Origin of the sequence: Sphingomonas sp. BAUL-RG-20F-R05-02 (genome assembly GCF_022662305.1) — a bacterium.
Taxonomy (GTDB): Bacteria; Pseudomonadota; Alphaproteobacteria; order Sphingomonadales; family Sphingomonadaceae; genus Sphingomonas.
Genome location: NZ_JAKNQH010000006.1, coordinates 1 through 17,625 on the forward strand (window position 1 = coordinate 1; position 17,625 = coordinate 17,625).

The 17,625-nt window shown below is 61.9% G+C and carries 15 protein-coding genes and 1 pseudogene; 3 read left to right on the plus strand and 13 right to left on the minus strand.

Features of this window, described 5'->3' with window-relative positions; genetic code table 11:
• Positions 1–72: 72 nt before the first annotated feature.
• The 8 genes from L8F97_RS14015 to L8F97_RS14050 all read right to left on the minus strand — a co-directional run bounded on the left by L8F97_RS14015 (position 73) and on the right by L8F97_RS14050 (position 9,526).
• On the minus strand, positions 73–948 hold the full coding sequence (locus L8F97_RS14015; RefSeq protein ID WP_242151254.1) for a hypothetical protein: 876 nt from the start codon (positions 946–948) through the stop codon (positions 73–75).
• 1,173 nt (positions 949–2,121) lie between these two features.
• The gene (locus L8F97_RS14020; protein WP_242151257.1) at positions 2,122–2,802 is read right to left on the minus strand and encodes a cell wall hydrolase; all 681 of its coding nucleotides are present in this window, start codon (positions 2,800–2,802) and stop codon (positions 2,122–2,124) included.
• Positions 2,803–3,170: 368 nt separating this feature from the next.
• The gene (locus L8F97_RS14025; protein ID WP_242151260.1) at positions 3,171–4,535 is read right to left on the minus strand and encodes an MFS transporter; all 1,365 of its coding nucleotides are present in this window, start codon (positions 4,533–4,535) and stop codon (positions 3,171–3,173) included.
• Positions 4,536–4,580: 45 nt separating this feature from the next.
• Complete coding sequence (locus L8F97_RS14030) at positions 4,581–5,420, minus strand: fumarylacetoacetate hydrolase family protein (protein ID WP_242151263.1); 840 nt, start codon at positions 5,418–5,420, stop codon at positions 4,581–4,583.
• Positions 5,421–5,462: 42 nt separating this feature from the next.
• A complete protein-coding gene (locus tag L8F97_RS14035) occupies positions 5,463–5,909 on the minus strand; it encodes a GlcG/HbpS family heme-binding protein (RefSeq protein ID WP_242151266.1) in 447 nt (148 codons plus the stop codon).
• Entirely contained in the window at positions 5,906–7,471 is a 1,566-nt protein-coding gene (locus tag L8F97_RS14040) for a bifunctional 3-(3-hydroxy-phenyl)propionate/3-hydroxycinnamic acid hydroxylase (protein WP_242151269.1), read from the minus strand. Before L8F97_RS14040 ends, L8F97_RS14035 begins: the two co-directional genes overlap by 4 nt.
• Positions 7,472–7,607: 136 nt before the next feature.
• Positions 7,608–8,516: a VOC family protein gene (locus tag L8F97_RS14045; protein ID WP_242151272.1), complete on the minus strand. Its 909-nt coding sequence runs from the start codon at positions 8,514–8,516 to the stop codon at positions 7,608–7,610.
• On the minus strand, positions 8,516–9,526 hold the full coding sequence (locus L8F97_RS14050; RefSeq protein WP_242151275.1) for an ABC transporter substrate-binding protein: 1,011 nt from the start codon (positions 9,524–9,526) through the stop codon (positions 8,516–8,518). The genes L8F97_RS14045 and L8F97_RS14050 overlap by 1 nt, the downstream gene beginning before the upstream one ends.
• Positions 9,527–9,622: 96 nt before the next feature.
• Here L8F97_RS14050 and L8F97_RS14055 point away from each other — a divergent pair, with 96 nt between their 5' ends.
• Positions 9,623–10,558 (plus strand): LysR family transcriptional regulator, encoded by a 936-nt coding sequence (locus tag L8F97_RS14055; protein WP_242151277.1) that lies wholly within the window; start codon positions 9,623–9,625, stop codon positions 10,556–10,558.
• Here the strand turns inward: L8F97_RS14055 and L8F97_RS14060 are convergent.
• On the minus strand, positions 10,546–12,009 hold the full coding sequence (locus L8F97_RS14060; RefSeq protein WP_242151279.1) for an alginate export family protein: 1,464 nt from the start codon (positions 12,007–12,009) through the stop codon (positions 10,546–10,548). The genes L8F97_RS14055 and L8F97_RS14060 overlap by 13 nt on opposite strands.
• 598 nt (positions 12,010–12,607) lie before the next feature.
• On the minus strand, positions 12,608–13,186 hold the full coding sequence (locus L8F97_RS14065; protein ID WP_242151283.1) for a GDSL-type esterase/lipase family protein: 579 nt from the start codon (positions 13,184–13,186) through the stop codon (positions 12,608–12,610).
• A 109-nt stretch (positions 13,187–13,295) separates the two neighbouring features.
• On the opposite strand from L8F97_RS14065, the gene L8F97_RS14070 reads away from it, so the two are divergent.
• A complete protein-coding gene (locus tag L8F97_RS14070; protein ID WP_242151286.1) occupies positions 13,296–13,526 on the plus strand; it encodes a hypothetical protein in 231 nt (76 codons plus the stop codon).
• A 1,035-nt stretch (positions 13,527–14,561) separates the two neighbouring features.
• On the opposite strand, the gene L8F97_RS14075 is transcribed toward L8F97_RS14070, so the two are convergent.
• The gene (locus L8F97_RS14075; RefSeq protein ID WP_242151290.1) at positions 14,562–15,080 is read right to left on the minus strand and encodes a recombinase family protein; all 519 of its coding nucleotides are present in this window, start codon (positions 15,078–15,080) and stop codon (positions 14,562–14,564) included.
• A gap of 580 nt (positions 15,081–15,660) precedes the next feature.
• Between L8F97_RS14075 and L8F97_RS14080 the strand changes: the two are divergent.
• Positions 15,661–16,421 (plus strand): annotated as a pseudogene (locus L8F97_RS14080) (IS5 family transposase).
• Here L8F97_RS14080 and L8F97_RS14085 read toward each other — a convergent pair.
• A complete protein-coding gene (locus tag L8F97_RS14085) occupies positions 16,389–17,039 on the minus strand; it encodes a TadE/TadG family type IV pilus assembly protein (protein ID WP_242151293.1) in 651 nt (216 codons plus the stop codon). The pseudogene L8F97_RS14080 and the gene L8F97_RS14085 overlap by 33 nt on opposite strands.
• Entirely contained in the window at positions 17,036–17,620 is a 585-nt protein-coding gene (locus L8F97_RS14090; RefSeq protein ID WP_242151296.1) for a TadE/TadG family type IV pilus assembly protein, read from the minus strand. Before L8F97_RS14090 ends, L8F97_RS14085 begins: the two co-directional genes overlap by 4 nt.
• Positions 17,621–17,625: the final 5 nt, after the last annotated feature.

Consider the following 17,625-nt stretch of genomic DNA (forward strand, 5'->3'; position numbering starts at 1 on the left):
CTTTTAGACAAAAACACCTTCGAAGCAGACGAAGGCTCGTTCCAGCCTCAGGGTCCGCCCGTACGAGGTTCCCTAGAATGGTGGTGGGATGGCGCGCTGCAAACGCATTCTGACGATCCGTCCATCAACTATCACGAGGCCGGCGATCCAATCACCGCCGAGGAACACTGTCAGGCCCCGGGCCACACGACTTTTAGTAGTCTTAAGGTCAGAAGCTTTAAGGATATTAGGAAATGCTGTCTCTGAAGGACCGGCAAACGTCGCTTCACCGATTGGAAGCGATGCCAGAGCTTTCTTGGCGTCGTTTATGATGCGCAGGCCGGGTACTGGGGTTAGTTCGGGATGCTCTCGCTGAAATGCGAGCATCTCGGGACCTTCTTTATCCACGAGCGATAACGAGTAGCCCAACCGTCTGCCCTTTTTAGCAGCCTCGCTAGCCGCTGCTAGCAGGCGGACTGCCTCGAGAGCGCTCTGTTTTTCCTTGAGGCTTGGAATAAAGAACGCATATTTTGGCGCATTGCAGGCCAAAGCTCCGCGCGCCTCCCCAATCCAACGATAGGCTACCTCGGTTGTCAGGTTGATCGGACGTCCACCAGACGCACTCGAAATTTCTGGGCGGCTGACTGGCTGAAGGTAAGTGGTAGCGATAGTCCGTTGGCAGAAGCCTGATTGCTCACTCAACAAGGGCTTGAGGTACAGTTTAACCCGTGTGGGGACGACTCCGCCAGGCGGCGGTGGCGGCTCCATGCCCTGTGCGCCTACAACAACTTCCAAGACAGGCAGGTGTCCGGGAGCGAGTAAAGCGTCGCCTAAGGCCTGTGGCGGCAGCGCTTTCGCTTCTTCCGGGCTTATTGATGGTCCTTCAGGTCGTAGTTGAAGCGTGGTCGTTGTCCGGGGCTCTGCCGCGTACAGGGCGGAAGGCACGAGGATCAAGGCAGCCATCGTCATGTATCGTCGCCACATTATCTTTGTCGCTCCACGCAGCCACCACCGTCTCCTTGTGGAGTCAGTCAAAGGCTCGCGCAACGACGACATATGGGCGACAGCCGTCGGTTTGTTTTTCTTCCAGACAGACGCCGGCTTGCTATCGGACGACAAGCCCGCAAAATGGCAGCTTGGAACGGACTGCCGCCGCACATTTCCGCGCACGCGCGCGAGGCGTGTTCAATTTCGAACGCTACCCATCATCGACAGAGTCAAGGTGGTGATTTGTTCGGACAAAGCGTTGCATGTGAAAGCCCAGATGCAGTCAGACTCTTATTCATTACTTCTGGCGAAAATAGGGCTGAGGCATTAGCGTTCTCCGCTTTTAAAGAGCCGATGACAAAAGGCTCGACCGTAGGTTTCAGAGCGGATCGCTTTCAAATGCGCGGGTACCTCGCAGAAGGCGCGTATCGCAACCTTGTGACACTTGGAGCTGGCTAATTAGGCTGCCTGAGGGACGACCGGCCGCTTCTATGAGTATCGACGTGATCGGAGCGTCTGGAGTTGGGCGACCGCGGAAGGTCCGGTCCTGGTCGGCGATGGTGGGATCGCTGCCCATCCCTTCCCTTCGGCGCAACGACCTACAAAGCGGCATATGGCTGGGCTTGGGAGATCCCCATTTTCGGCCATCTGTTCAGCTAAAGATCGGGGCAGCCTAGCCTAGATAGTCGAGTGGCTAGCTGCTTCATCATCTCGCGATGGCGCCGAACGCTCGCGACCATTACGTAAAGCCTGAGGAAGACAACGGTCCGTTTTGCGTAGCTCGCAGGTGCGTTTCTCGTTTTTCCCCGTAGTGAGGCGTTCGGTCTATCAGCCGAAAGATTGCTCGTGGAGCTCCCAATACCATCGGCGGCGCAACAGCGTCACCTGCTGCTGACCGTGCCATCGTCTTTTTGGTGTTTGCCGCAGCGGCACCGGTGGCGTCCATGATCAGCAACCTGCCGATCGCGATTGCGCGCGGAAGCGGTGCCGGCGTCTCCGTCGCCTTCCTGATTGCCGGCGCCATCCTGATCGCCTTCACCACCGGCTAAACGTTCGGTATCAGGCGTTCTAAAGTGACCGCGCAATGGGTTGAGGTCGTGGAATCTGTGTGAAAACACGGGCCGAACGCTACGCCGGATGTTCCAGGCTCATTCTCTAGCCGACTTTGCGTATGTAGAAGAGGTGCGGACCGACTTGGGCGACCTTCGTCATTGAATTGCGCCAGTAAGGAACGATCCAATCAGCATGATAGTGCGTCGCTTTACCCACGTCGGCGAACACCGCTCCGGCTAACGCGCGACGCGCAGCTCGCTTGGCCAGCGACCAACCGACATGCACCGGCCGGCGCTGGAGTGAACCATCGCAGGTGAAGGAGAACTGGCACCCGGCCGGGCGGCCACAGCCTTGATATACAACTCCGCAAATTGTTGCTGGAAAGCCAGGCGCACGCAGCCGATTTAGAATCACTTGCATCACCGCACGCTGTCCACGTTCATCGTCGCCGGCTTCGTAGAGCGCCGCTGTCGCCAGACACTCGGCAGCCTGTTCGCGTGCAGCGCGGCCGCCGCGAAAATAGAAGGCCTCGGCGCTCACGAGTCGATCCGTCTGAATTGACACCGCTACATTTGAGGCCCGGGCCTGCGCCACCGTCATTGGCTCAGCAACATTCAACTCGTGCGGCGTAGGCAGCAGCGTTGCCACTACCAGTAATAGGATGCCAGCCGCAGCGAGCAGCAGCAGCAGCCCGCGTTCGGGCGCACCGTTGCGCTTGGCGCTCCGCTTTCGAGGGCGCTGGCGCCGCGCAGGCAACAAAGACTTTTTTGATCGCTGCGGCACGATCTTTTCCTAGCTGCGGATATGCCGAGAGGCACGCAAACACGGAAGATTGACATACGAGTTGAGACGTGGACCTCCGCAATCGATGCCGAGGCTTGCTTTCACCTACTCGCGCGCTGCACACTCGACCCAGAATTGGACGTTCCAACCGAGCTGTCCGCGATCAAAACTTCGATCATTTGTTCATATCGGGCGGCTGCCTTTTGGAAAGCTAGATCAGCCGCCCTCACGTCCTATTGCTTGTCAGTAACTCTTGGCAAGATCGCCGGTGGCGGGTCGAGAGTCTTTCCAAGGATCAGGAGTTCGTCTGCCACTAAGCATCACCGACCACCTTCAGGATATCTCGCAACTGCCCAGTGGAAGGATGATCAGTGCCCCGTCTGGAGCGGCGTCGGACCAGCATGATGGGGAATATCATACCCGCTCCGATTACTGCGCCTCCTGAGCGTGGCGATAACCAGCGCGGCGAAAACTTGAGCGCCGGCTAGCATGGCCAACGTCAGCCACAAGGCGTCATGCAATCCTTGCATTCGGCCAATCAGGATCGGACCGGCTACCCCGCCAACGCGGCTGAACGCGACTGCGGTACCGACGCCAGTTCCGCGCAGCCGTGTCTCGTAACTCGCCGCCGTGAAATTGTTCATGACGGCGTGGGTTCCGAATACAAAGAACCCCGCGCCCGCCACTGCCGCGAATGCGAAGCTGCCGTGAATAGTGAATGCAAGCAAGATCAGCGAGGCCGCCGCACCAAGGAACCCGACGGCCATGACCGCAACCCGGTCGACGCGATCGGCCGACCAGCCGGCAACGGCGCCGCCCAGGATCTGCATGGTCATGAGCAACGTGCCATATCCGAAGGCCGTCTGCACCGCAGCGCCCTCGTGAAGCAGAATCGAGGGGAGCCAAGCGGTCAGGCCGTGCAGGCAAAACAGGCTGAGCGCGCTTGCCAACCAGATGGCGATCGTCGTCGCGCGGTGATCGCGGTCGAACAGCATGGCGATGCCACCACCTCGCTCAATTGTGCCGGTCTCGAAACCGCTCGCCTGCCGGTAGATCGACGCACGATCCGGCCGCGCCTTGGCCAGCACCGTCGCGACTCGGGTCCAGTCGCCTCGCGCGGCGAGAAAACGCACAGATTCCGGCAGCACCGCGTGGCACAGCAGCGCGATCAACAGCGCGGCCGAGCCGACGCAATAAAGCGAGTGCCAGCCAAAGTCCGGCGCGAGGGTAAGCCCGGCGATGCCGGCGAAGATGCCGCCAAGCGAAAATGGCAGCACGAACGAGATGGTCGCATAACGGTTCGCGTAGCGCGCCGGCGCCCATTCATTGATGTAGACAAACGCGATTGGCGACAGCATGCCGAGCGCAATCCCCAGGCCGGCGCGTAGAGCGCAGAAGACGACGAAGCTGTGCGCCAGCAGTGCAAGCGCGAGGCTGGCGAGCCCGAGCAGCCAAATCCCGGCGAGCATCACCCGCCGGCGCCCGAAGCGATCGGCAAGCGGACCTTGCAGCAGGGCGCCGATTGCCAGTCCCGCAATGCCGAGCGACAGCATCAGCCCGATCTGCTGGCTGGAAAGGCTCCACTGCGCCTTCACATAGGGAGCAACATATGCGGCGTTGAACAGATCGTAGCCGTCGATGAACAACACGGTCCCGATCAGCGCGGCGAAGCGGATATGTGCCCCCGACAGGGGCGCGTCCGCCATCTCTTTCTCTACGTCGATCAGGTTCATGTCGCTCTCCTTGTATTTGTCTCGCTCGGTCGATCGGGCCTGTGTTCAGGCTTCGTCGATGACCGGGTTGGTCAGCGTGCCGATGGCGTCGATGGTGATCTCGACGGTATCGCCGGCCTTCATCCACACCGGTGGCTGGCGCTTGGCGCCTACGCCGCCCGGCGTGCCGGTCAGGATCAGGTCTCCCGGCGACAGGTTGGTGAAGGTGGAGCAGTAAGCAACCAATTCGGGTATCGGGAAGACCAACTGGTCAAAGCGCCCCTGCTGCATCACTTCGCCGTTGAGGCGGGTAGTGATCGACAGCATTTCGAGCGGCCCGATCTCGTCGGTTGTCACCATCCAGGGTCCGGAGGCGCAGGTGCCGGGGAAGTTCTTGCCGGGGGTGAACTGGCCGGTGTGCCACTGGAAGTCGCGGATCGAAGCATCGTTGGCGCAGGCGAAGCCGGCGACATGATCCATTGCATCCTCGCGGCTGATCCGGCGACCGCCCTTGCCCACGATCAGCAACAACTCGCCCTCATAGTCGAGCATGGTCGATTCCGGCGGGCGGCGGATCGCCTCGCCCGCGGCGATCTGGGTGTCTGCGAAGCGCGTGAAGATCGACGGATGATCGGTCTTGGCCCGGTTGGTCTCCTTGCGATGATCCTCGTAATTGTGGCCGACGCAGAGGATCTTGCCAGGATTGGGGATAATCGGCAGCAGGCTCACCTCGGCGAGCGCCAATGTCGGCTCCAGCCCCTTGATTGAGCCGGGCAACCAGCTGGCGGCGATTGCCGCCTTGAGATCGGCCGGTGCATCGGGTCGGCAGCCGAGATCGGCGATCTGGTCGTCAATCACCGCGCCATAGCTGGCGCGATCGCCGATGCGATAGCTGATGAACTTCATCGGTTGGTTCCTTCGATAAGCGACAGGGAAAAGTCGGCCGTTTTAGCCATGGTGCGAGCCGCCGGGATCGGGGACGAGGCCGACTGCGACGATCCCGGCGATCGCACACGCCTCGTCAATGTCGGACTGATCGCCGCTGATGCCGACGGCACCGACGATCCCGCCGTCGGCGGCGCGGATCAGGACGCCACCAGGCGCGGGAACGATGCGCCCCGCGGTCACCGCCGACAGTGCGGTAAAGAAAGAGGGTGAGGCAGCCGCGCGCTCGGCAAGCGTCCGGCTGCCGCTGCCCATGCCGAGTGCGCCATGCGCCTTGGCGGTGGCGATCTCGGCGCGGAACAGGCTGGCCGCTTCGTTCCGTTTGAGCACAAGCGGATGGGTGCCGGCATCGAGCACCACCACCGCCAGCGGCTTGGCATCGCGCGACGCTGCGTGTGCCAGCGCGGCATCGACGATCCGCGTCGCGACCTCCAAGGTTAGGCGGGTCAAGCTGCCACGCTCTCGATCACGGGCGCACCGACGCCGCGCAGGAACGCATCGAGCAGCGGACCGACGTCGGCCGCGGTGCGGGCGGTGCCGAACACATAGAAATCGGGGCGGACGAGCACGGCAACGGCGTCATGCGCCGCCAGCCAGGCTGCCAACGTGTCCGATTGCAGCGCCTCGATCGAGACGACGCCCCCGCCGAGGCGCTTGAAGGCATCCGCGCTGGCGGCATCGAGCACCGGATCACCGGCAACGAACAGCCGCAGCCCCGCGCCGGTGACATCGTCGAGCAGGTAGGAAAGACCCTCGGCATCGGTTAGCCGCGGCTGGATGAAGCGCTCCCCTGCCCCGGTGCTGGCGGCGAGCACCAGCCCGGTGATGGGGCTGATCAGATCCGCCGCGGTGTGAACAGTTCGCGTCGCCTCACGCTCGCGTATAATCCGGTCGCGAGCCGCGGCAGCGAAGGGGTCGAGTTCGCATATATACTTCCCGGCTTCGATCGCCGCGGAAATCACCGCGCGCACCTGCGGCTCGCGTTCGCCTTGATAGCCGTCGAGCAACGGTGCGCCAGCCAGGTCACGATGCACCAACGCCAGCTTCCAGGCTAAGCTGGCGACGTCGCGCATCCCATGGCACATCCCCTGCCCGAAGAAGGGCGGGGTCTGATGCGCGGCATCGCCCGCTAGGAATACACGGCCGACCTGCCAGCGATCTGCGACCAGTCCGTGGAAGCGATAGGTCGCCGCCCGGACCACCGTATGCGGCACATCGCCTACCCATGGCTCGATCAACGCGGCGACGCGCTCGGGCGCGCGCATCGCCTCGTCCTGCTCGCCCGGCAGCAACATGAATTCCCAACGGCGATGATTGCCACGCCCCGGCACGATCGTCGTCGGTCGACGTGGGTCGCACAGCATCACCGAGAGCTGCTGGAGATCGGCCCCGATCGGCAAGCCGGCGTAAGGCGGGAAGGTGACCGGCCCGTCCATCTCGACGTCCACCACCAGCCATGGCTCCTCGAACCCGATGTCAACTAACGACACGCCCAGCATTGCCCGGGTCGGGCTCGACGCGCCGTCGCAGGCGATAACGTGCCCTGCCCGCACCTGAACACCGCCATCGGCACGCTCTAGCGCGATCGTCACGCCATCGGCGTCCTGGTTGAGCCCGATTGCGCTGGCGCCCGTCCAAAAAGTGACGTTGGGCATCGCCGCAAGCCGCTCGCGCAGTAGCGCCTCGAGTTCGGGCTGGTAGAAGAAATAGTCGTTCGACCAACCGAAGCGGCGCGCCTGGCCTGCGGTGCCGAGATAACGCAGGACGCCGCCGTCGGCGCCGATGTGGAGGTGACCCTGGGTGTCGCGCGCCAGCGGCTCGAAACCATCAACCACCCCGGCCGACTGGAAGATCCGCATTACCTCATGGTCGATGTGGACGGCGCGCGGCAGCGGATAAGGATCGGCCTGCTTCTCGACCACCAGCACGTTAAGACCAGCGCGCCCGAGCAGGTTGGCGGCTGCACCACCCACCGGGCCGCAGCCGATGATCACGATGTCGAAGTCCTGCACGTTGATCCTCTCCGCACTGCGTGCTCGCTCGGAAGTTGAGCCTTGAGTGCACCCCGGCTTAACTACGGTCAAATGATGGAAAATGAGATGGTGCCCACGATTGGTGATGGCTAATTGGGGCCACCGGCGGGGTCGCTCAGATCGCCAGCGTGAAAGGGATGGCGAGTTGCGCAGCCGTGCACGCGTCTGACTTGGGGGGCGCGATGCCCCATTGATCGGTGCGGCCTGGCGCCCACGTCCAGTCTTGCGGACCGCCGACCCGGTAATCGTCGTCGACCTGCAGCACCTCGGCGGTATGCTCGACGACGAAGCCGAACGGATCGACGAAATAGGCGAACACGTTGTCGCCCGGCCCGTGGCGCCCCACCCCCCAGGCGATCGGGAAGCCGTTGTCGACCAGCCGGCCGGAAGCGACCATCACCCCTTCCCAACTGGGGAGGAGGAAGGCGACGTGGTTGAGCGTGTCGACCGGCGCCTGCGCGATCACCACGCTGTGGTGATCGCTGTTGGTGCGCACGAAACCCATCATCTTCGATCGATCGGTAAGGCGGAAGCCGAGCTGCTCCTCAAAAAAGGCGACATCGGCGTCGACGTCGGTGCTGTTGATGTTGACGTGCGCCAGCCGCTCGGGCCGGTCACGCTGCAGCGGCGCCGCGTCCGGCCGATGATCACCGTGGACGATTCTGATGGTGCGCCCGCGCGGATCGGCAAAGGCGAAGCCAGTGCCTCCCGCAGGCTCGTTGGTTATAAGGCCGACCGGCTTGACCATGGCGAGGCCCGCCTCCCTGATCCGCGCTGCCAGTCGCTCAAGCGCCTCCGCAGATGCGGCGCGAAACGTCATGTCGCGGATTGCCGCGACGCCACCGGCTCGCAGGCCGAGCAGATAGGAATCGTCGCCCGTGCCGCGCAGCCACAGCCGATCATCGTCACGGTCCGCGACGGAGAGCCCCCAGACTTCGGTGTAGAAGGCCTCGGCCCGCGCCAGATCAGGTACCTGGAACTGGACGCTGCGCAGGCTCTCGATCAAAAAGTTGTTAGAAGTCATCATTGTAGTCCGCTGCTCGGGGGAAGATCGTCGGCGCCAGGGAGATCGGCAAACAAGGCCTCAGGCGCGAGCCGATGCTTGGTAAGTCCATCGGCTTCGGCGTAGCGCAGGATTGCCTCCAGCGCGGCGCGATTGGCGGGAACGCCATAGCTCCACGGATCGCCGCCGAGTTCGGCGAGCGTTCGTGTGCGATCGGCCATTAGCCAGGGTGAGGCTATCTTGGGATAATCGCGATCTGTGAGATCGCTGCTCGCGAGCTGCCGTGCCCGATCGAACGCTTCGAACAGCGCCTTTGCAAGTCGCGGTGCTGTCTCGACACAGCGCCGCCTCAGCACCAGCAGGTGCATGATCGGAAAGATGCCGGTGTCGCCGAACCAGGCGCGCTCAGCCGCGCGATGATCGGGCCAGAGTCGCGCCACGCGCGGGTCGCCACGGGTGAACAGCGCCGGGGCGGTCGGGCTGATCACGCCATCAATCGCGCCTTCCTCGAGCAGGTCATTGAGCGTTTGCGTCGACCGCCGTACGGAGATTGACGGCGGCAGATCGAGCGTGGCGCGATCCTCGAGCACTGGGGTCGACAGGCCGCCGGTGATCCATTCGATGCTGGAGCGTTCGACGCCATAGCCATCGGCAAGGATCCCGCGCACCCACAAGGCGGCAGTCTGGTGAAAGTCGATCACCCCAATCCGACGACCGGCCAAATCCTGAGGCGAAGCGATGCCGCGATCAGTGCGTACATAGACGTTCCCGTGGCGGAACGCGCGCGACACGAAGATCGGCAAGCCGACATACGCGCCATTGCCAGCCGCAACCGCGGCGATATGGCTGCCAAGCGAGAACTCGCACACGTCGAACGTTTGGTCGCGCAGCACCGAGCGGAACAGCGCCTGCGGTTGTCGGCAGCTGATCGCCAGCGTCGCACCGTCGACATCGACACGGCCATCGAGCAGCGCCTCGATCCGGTCGGAGAAGGCGAGTCCTGCGCTCAGTGACAACGTTGAGACGGTCATATTGAGGGGCTTCCGTGTTCCGGCATGGCGCGGCGTTGACACAACCTTTGATACACGGTCAAATGATCGAAATACTGTGAGTACAAAGGTTTCCCTATGGCTGTCGATGCCACGCAAATCGCAAACCTGCTCGCGATCGCGCGCACTGGCTCCTTCACCCGCGCGGCTGCCGAAAAGGGCATGTCGCAGCCGGCGCTTTCGAACAGCATCGCGCTGCTGGAACGCCGGCTCGGCGTACCAGTTTTGACGCGAAGCCGACGCGGCTCCGAACTAACGCCCTATGGCGAGATCCTCGTGCGCCGCGCCGAGGGACTGCAGGCCTTGCTTTCGGACGCGGAGACGGAAGTCCGCCGACGGGTCGACGGTGTTGCCGGGCCGTTGCGGATCGGCGCCACACCGAGCGTCATTCCAACCTTGCTCGCTGACACGCTGATCGAACTGATCCGTGACGGCGACCCAGTTGATATCGAGATTCTCGACGGCCTTGATCAGACGCTGGTGCCGATGCTGCGATCCGGCGCGATTGACGTGATCATCGGGCCCGTGGGTGAGATGTTCATGTCAAGCGAAGACGTGGTCGAGCGTGTGCTGATGCAAGATCCGTTCGCCGTCGCGGTGGGGTCACTTAGCCCTTTCCGCCAGCATACCGCAGTGACGCTGGCCGAACTCGCCGATGCGCCATGGATCCTACCACGGCCGGGCAGCACCTATCGCAGCCATGTCGAGGCACTGTTCATGACCGCTGGTTTGCCATGGCCGCGCAACTGCATTCTCGCCAACTCGCTCCAGTTGCTGGAAACGGTGGTCGCATCGAGCGACCGGGTCACGATCGTCTCCCCAATTCAGCTTAAGCAGGCCGATGGCGCGCTGACCGTGATCCCGCTCGCCGACGCCGGCAGCCGGACGATTGGCTACAAGGTTCGTGCTTCGGGCCGGCTGTCGGCGCTAGGCGAGCGTCTCGTCAGCCTGCTGTCGGACAACGCGGCCGCCCGTATGCCGACCGACCGCGCCTCAACAGATCAGAAGCGGTAGTCGGCGAGCACTCCGAAATAATTACCATTACGGCCGCCATGCGCCTGAAAGGAGTCAGTCGCCGCGAAGTAGGTTTCGAACAATCGGAACTGCATTCGCTTGGAGAACTGCCACGAGGCATCGAGGTTGAGGTCGGTGCCGATCGCCCGGCTCGATGCGTAAGGCGCGAACGACCCTGACGGGCCGAGGTATACGCCGTCAGCCTTGCTGTTGCGCCACAGGAAGTCGGGGCCGACCAGTACCGTAATGTTGTCGCGCGGCTTGAGCGTCAATGAGGGGTAAAGGTCCATCAGGTTGGACAGGCCGAAGAATGCACCTTCTGTGATCAGCGACGATCGGCCGAAAGCTGCAACGAAGGTCCCGGCTTTGCCGTCAGCCAGATTGTTGTCGCCGCTGAACAGATTGGCGCGCAGGCCCAGCCGTGGCTTGAGCGGCTTGGCTACAAGCGTATAGCCGCCTTCGAACAGGATGGCGTAAGCATCGATATCGCCGCCGTTGAAGCTGCCGCTCTGGTGATTGCCCTCGAGATCGAAGTCCCACGCGGGTCCGCGACGCCACAGCCGACCACCCCAATTATCACGGTGATCGCGGCCAACGCCTTCACGCAAGGTCGCGCTGTCGCGATTGACCTCATACCAGTAACCGTCAACTCCGAACCCGGCGACGCGATTGGGGGCGCTGACGTAGACGCCGGTGAAGGTGGACGCGTGATTGGGGTTGTCGTCGAACGTGCCTGGTTGAATCGCCACAGGCCGCACGCCGAATACATCCACCGACACCTTGCCCGGCAGGATGTAGGTGGCGCGAACTCCCTGAAAGGTGAAGCGGGTATTCAATCCCTCGCGCGTGTCGACGAGCTTGCCGTTGCCGAGCGGCATCTCGAACCGGCCGGGTCGTAGCGTAATCTTGCCTGCGGAGCCCAGCGGAAGCGTCACATCGACAAACGCCTGAGCTATGTCGAGTTTGTCGCTGTTGGGAGGAGTAACAAACGAGGCGCCGAGATCGCGGTTGTCGCCAAGTTCGACAAACGCGCGAACGTAAGGCCCAACGTGAAGGTCGGCGAGCAGCCGCAGGCGCGACTGCACCGGGTCCTCGCCATCCTTTGCCCGCGCGCCAAGCACGGTGTGGTTCCAATTGGTATAATAGAGCCGCGCCTCACCGCCGAGCGACAGATAGACATCGTCTCCCGCGATCGGGATATGACGGATCTTCTCCACCAGCGGCGCGTCCGCTTTGGGTGTCGCCGACCAATCCTCGGTCCAGCGATAGAACTGCGGAAGACCTTGAGGCCCTGGCCGCCCACCCGGCAGGACCTCGGCAGGACGCGGCTGCGATCTTGGCGGCCGCACCCCGGTCATAGATTGCGACGCCAGCGGTCCGCCTGACTCGGTCGTCTGCGGCGAATTAGGGGGAACGCTCTGCGCTTGCGCGACCTGGGCGGCGAAAACCACCGCTGACAAACCTACCGGGGTCATGAGCACACGCAGTGTGGAACGCCCATATCTTCTTACCACAGTCAAAGCTCTCCGTGCCGGGCGTTCGCCGGTCTTCTTGTGGTGTTGTCATGCATGCCGGCGGGCCAAGAACGATTGCTCTCGGCCGGTCCACTAACCGGTAGTTACCGGCCGGCAGCCCGTTGCAGCCGTTGCTGCCCAGTGGGGACTTGATGTCACCGGCGCCGCTCGTACGTCCAATGATCGATTGGTGATTGGTGCCGAGATTTACTTATGGCTCACTCGTGGCAGGAGCGAATCAGCTCGCCGAGCCTGCGCGACGATTTCATCGTTCAGAACCTATGCCCTGATGTACTCTTTAGCGTTCTCGAGAAATCCTGCCGTTGAGGCTATCACCCGCCCCATCAGTTCCACGGCTTCGTTTAAGTTGCTCAACGACCGCACTGGAATAGGTCGGAGCTAGAGACACGACGACCCAGAAGTCGCCATTCGGGCCACTCCGTCCACTTCCCGAAACCCGCGGTTCGTTCACAATCTGATCCCGTTTCAGATTGGCTGCTTTATCAGCGGCAAGGTTCCGCTGTTTTCGCCAGTGTCACCGCGTCAGCTCTACGTTCAAAATACCTTCGATCGCAGGCAGCATCGCCTCGACCACAGCAGCGATTGCCTTGCCGTTCGGATGCACCCTGTCCGCAAGTACCATGTCTCGATGACCCAGCACACCGGCGGGAAAGAACGGCCAAGTCGTTGCACCATGGAGCTTGGCCAGAGCTTGCTGAATGTCTGCGTAAGGGGCCGCCCTCTTTGCGAGCAGCGGCGGGGGCATGATGGTTGTGAGCAGCACCGGGGCGCCGCAGCGGCCAAACTCGACGAGGATCGCCTCAAGGTTCGCCAGCGTGGACGACGGCGGCACCTGTCGGAGCACATCGTTGGGTCCGAGCTGGATGATCGCGAGGTCGGGACGGACTTGCAGGCGCGCGAGCACGCGGGGTAGCCTCCGCAACGCGTCGGCAGTGGTGTTCCCGGCAACACCCGCGTTGATCACCCGTGCGCCCGGATGTGCAGCGCTCAGAAGATGCTCCAGTTGAGCGGCAAAGCCGTCGGCGGTGGCTAGACCATAGCCAGCGACGAGGCTGTCGCCGAACGCGAGGATGAGCGGGGCTGATGCGGTCATGGAACACCGCAAAGATAGGTATTGCCGGGTCGATTTGTAGCGATGCCACGTCGCGTTGATGCCGATGCCGCCGCCGCGCGTTCAGTGATCCCGTACAATGGAGACAATGATGACCGACGAGACCGCCGTCCAAGCCCGCCGCCGCGAAATCGCGATGGAGCACGTCCTGTTCAAGCTGGTGGAATACGTCGAGGCTAAGCATCCTGGCCTGCTCGATCATATTGAAAGCAGCCTCGACCATCTGGGAGACCCGGCGAAGGACGAAAGCAAGGACGACGAGGCGGTGCGCGACATTGCCCGTAAGCTGATTGCCAGTGCACGAAGTGAGAGGGCCGCCTGAGCACCCTGCTGCCCTCTGGACGGAAGCAGACGACGCCTCCACCGCGCGACGGAAAGGTTGCATGTGGACATATAGCGGCACGCGGTCGTCACTCGCACCATCATGGACGGCGCCGTCCGACGGAGGCGCCTTCTATCTAGTCATAATGCGGTCGGCTTCGCGTCGGCAGGCTAGACCCAGTTCCGACCGTTCGCGACCAGGTTCCCGATGTGCCTTTCGGCCGTCCGTTCATGTCGCTGCTCCTGCCGCCGATTGGCCTAGCGCGCATCGTGCCGCCACCCGCTTGGGAAGGACCGCATGAACCCGACAATCACCGCGTTTGCGCAACTACTCAACCGCGGCCGAGGACTGGCGCGGAATTTGGCTGTGAGGTGGGCGTTTGAAGAAATGGGCCAGCCCTATAACGTACGTCTCCTTTCTTTTGCAGCGATGAAGCAGCCGGCACATCGCGCGGCAGCAGTTCGGGCATACCCCGACGTACGAGGACGACTCGTTTGCGTTGTTTAAATCGGCTGCCATCGTGTTCCATATCGCCGAGTGCCATCGGGGACTCATGCCTCAGAATGCGGAAGCCAGAGCACGGGCGATCGCATGAATGTTCGCTGCCAAGAGCACGGTGGAGCCAACGATCGTCGAACGCAGCATGGCGTTGCTGCTCGAGGCAGATCGGCCTTGGCATACTGAGCGCATCGCAATGCTAGATGAGCGAGTGAGGACAAGGCTAAGCGATCTCTCCCGCTGGTTTTCTAACCATAACTGGCTGGAGGACGAGTTCAGTGCAGCCGACATCGTGACGGTATCGGTTCACCGTGATGCTCCGCACCAAGTGCCCAGGCGATCGCGGCGGACGCGCAGTCAATCTCGATGCCGCTGTCTCGTACTCGGACTTGCGTCACGAGGGCAGCGAGGCGCTGCCGGCCACGACTGTTTAGCTCGGCATGCAGATCGCCGCATCGCGCTATGATCAGCGGCACCTCGGCAAGCTGTACGTGCGGCCATTCGGCCGAGGTGAGCGCGATCCCATCCTCAAACAACTTAGCGAGACGTGTCCCGACGGCGTCCTCGATTTCGATCGCTAGCAGCCGCATGCCGGCGGTACCCGGCGTGGTCTGGAGATCGCGGCTGGACATAGTAGCGGTAGCGCACCTTGGCCTTGCATGCATCAGACGCGATCAACGGCTCACCGCTCGCGTCGACGATCCGTCCGGCCAGCAGGCTGTGATGCTCGGCGCGTGGACCACGCTTGCCGCCCCGTACATGCCCGGCGAGCAACGCCTGCGCCTTGTCCCAGACTTCACGTTCGATGATTGGCTGGTGCAAGCGTTTGTAGACCTGCCCCTTGTGATGCACCTTGCCGATGTAGATTGCGCATTTGAGCAGCAGATGGATTTGGCCACGGCTGAACGGACCACCGCCATAGCCGGTGCCCGAGCCAATGCGGAGCCGGCGTGGCGAAACGGTGTCGTCCCGTGTCAGCGCCTCGGCTACCAGCCGAACATTGCCGAGCACGAGGTAGCGCTGGAACACCTTGCGGATGATCGCGGGATACCGCATTTTGCTCCGCTGAGATCGCTAGTGTCCCCTCACCTCAATCTTGTTGTCGACGCGAGATCAGCGATTACGTCGTGAAGTCGTCGGAGCTCGCTCAGCTGCTTGGAGAGATCAGATCAACCCGTAGTCTGGCGCTGTTTCTATGATGCGGGCTAGGTAAAGACGCGTGGCAGCGTTGAACGACCGGAAGTGGGCGCTTCCAGCCCGATCGCTTTTCGTCCCCACACCCCCCCGGTGAGCTTTGGACGCAATGAAAGCGTTCGGTCGGCTGAAAGTCGCGGTCTGGTGGAAAGCGGGCATTAGAGTATGCTATCGCGTGAACGCCAGGCGCTGGTACTCAGCCAATCCTTATCCGCATCCTCTCGGCCGCGGGGCCGCAGGACAATGTAAAGTCTTCGCGCACGTTGACGCGGAAGACCTCGAAGTCATTCATGTATGTTGATCCGAATACCGTTATCTGTTCGGGAAATGGACCTGGGCTCAGGACCTATTAAATTGCTTGCGGGGACGTTGATCGGTTGATTCAGTGGTGGCGCAAGGAGACGTTACCATGAGTGATATCATCTGATTGTCGGAGGCGCAGATGCGCCACATCAAGCCGTATTTTGCGTTATCGCACGGGGTGCTCGGGTTGATGATCGTCGGATTATTAGCGTGATCATCTTCGTAATCAGGAACGGTCTGCGCTGGTGGGACGCTCCTGCCGCGTAAGGACCGCCGAAGACGATCTACAATCGGTTCATACGTTGAAGCAGGTTTGGTATGTTCAACAAGATCCTTGCGGCGGAAGGCGGCAAGCCTGACCAGTTGATAATCGATGCCCCTTATCTCAAGGCGCACCAGACGGCTGAAGGCCTTTTAGAAAAGGGTCTGTTCCCCGACGTATTGGACGCACCAAGGGCGGCCTGAACTCAAAGCTACATGCCGTCTGCGATGGCAAGGGGAAGGCCGCTCGTCATGCTGCTCAGCGAAGGTCAGATGAGCGACTACAAGGGTGCCGCCCTCATGCTCGACGCCTTGCCCCGGGCCAAGGCACTGCCCGGGGACAAAGGCTATGACGCCGACTGGTTTTGCGCCGCGCTAGCAAAGCGCAAGATCACTGCTTGCATTCCCTCAAAAGCCAACCCGAAAATGCCGATTCAGCACGACGCAGCGCTCTATCAGCAGCGCCACGCAATTGAAGACGTGTTCGGAAGGCTCAAGGATTGGCGGCGCATCCAAACGCGTTATGATCGCTGCTCGCATACCTTCATGTCCGCCATCTGCATTGCCGCAACTGTCATCTTCTGGCTCAATCAACGAGTCCTGACCCTAACACGCCGACGGCTGAACACCATTCACTGAGTTTATGCCGGGATCGGAAGTGTCGCGATTATCACGAACCATCATCGCGGCGACCTCGTGCATCAACGCCGAAGGTGCGATGCGAGCGGAGATGATAGGTTGATATTGATAGGCGATCTCCACAAACATGGCTGGCGCGTCGGCTACCGCGACAATCTTGGCGTCTGAAGGGCCCATTCCCTTTACGCTTGAATTGCCCTTACCATCACCCTGCCTGCCGTAGCTCGACGGATAAACGAGCGCTCCGTAGCAACGTTGCCAATGGAGATATTGCCCATGCGGTTGGCCGTCGTCGACCTCCAGACTAGTCAGTATGATTCGACCGTTGTGCGCTAGATCGAGCGATCCGCCTTGGAGGTTTGCGCCTGTAAAAAGATCATTGATCTGCTTTTCGTCGATCTGCGTCTGGACCGAGGTCAAGGTGCCGATCCGAGCGGCGTTGTCGGAAACCTGAAGCGCGAGTTGACTGATCTGTTGTCGAACGAGAACATAATTGGCGAACTCGAAGGCCCAAAGCGTCGCGATGATCAGGAACGGGAGACAGAGCGCAAATTCTAACAGCGCCAATCCGCGCGTCTCCCGACGAAGCGTGCGAAACAGACGTACGGGCGCACTCACGGGCATGTCCCGGTCGGCGGTTCGGCTTGCTGATCGTTGGGCTGGTTGCGGATCAGTGTCTTAGCGGTCAGGACAGTCTGCGGTGATCCAGCAAGGAGGCTGGTCAACCCGAGCCGGCTGTAACTGGCTGTCGCTACGAGCAGGACGACGTCGCGGGCGCTGCCTCGCCCACTGACGGACCCGTCCTGATCCCAGCTCCCGTTACGATTGCTGTCTACGAACGCCTCGCCATGGTCGCATCGCCCGTCGTGGTCGGCATCGTTATACTCTTCCGCCGGACTGGCAGCGTTGCTGTAATCATGATAGCTTTTCGCAACCAGTTCGACCTTGGCACTCGGCATGATCTGGTGAACCGCGGTCGCCACCGTGGCGTTGATCGCGTTCATCTGCGTCGACGAGCTCGCGCTTTCCAGGCTGATATCGCGAGCCGCCTTCTGAAGCGATCCGACAAGCGCCGATCGCACATATATCGTGTGCCCGATCTCTAGGCCGCCGAGCAGCATGAGGACCAACACGGGCGCGATGATGGCGAATTCGATCAGCGTCGAGCCGCGATTGGACTTGACAAGATTGGTCAACATGGGAC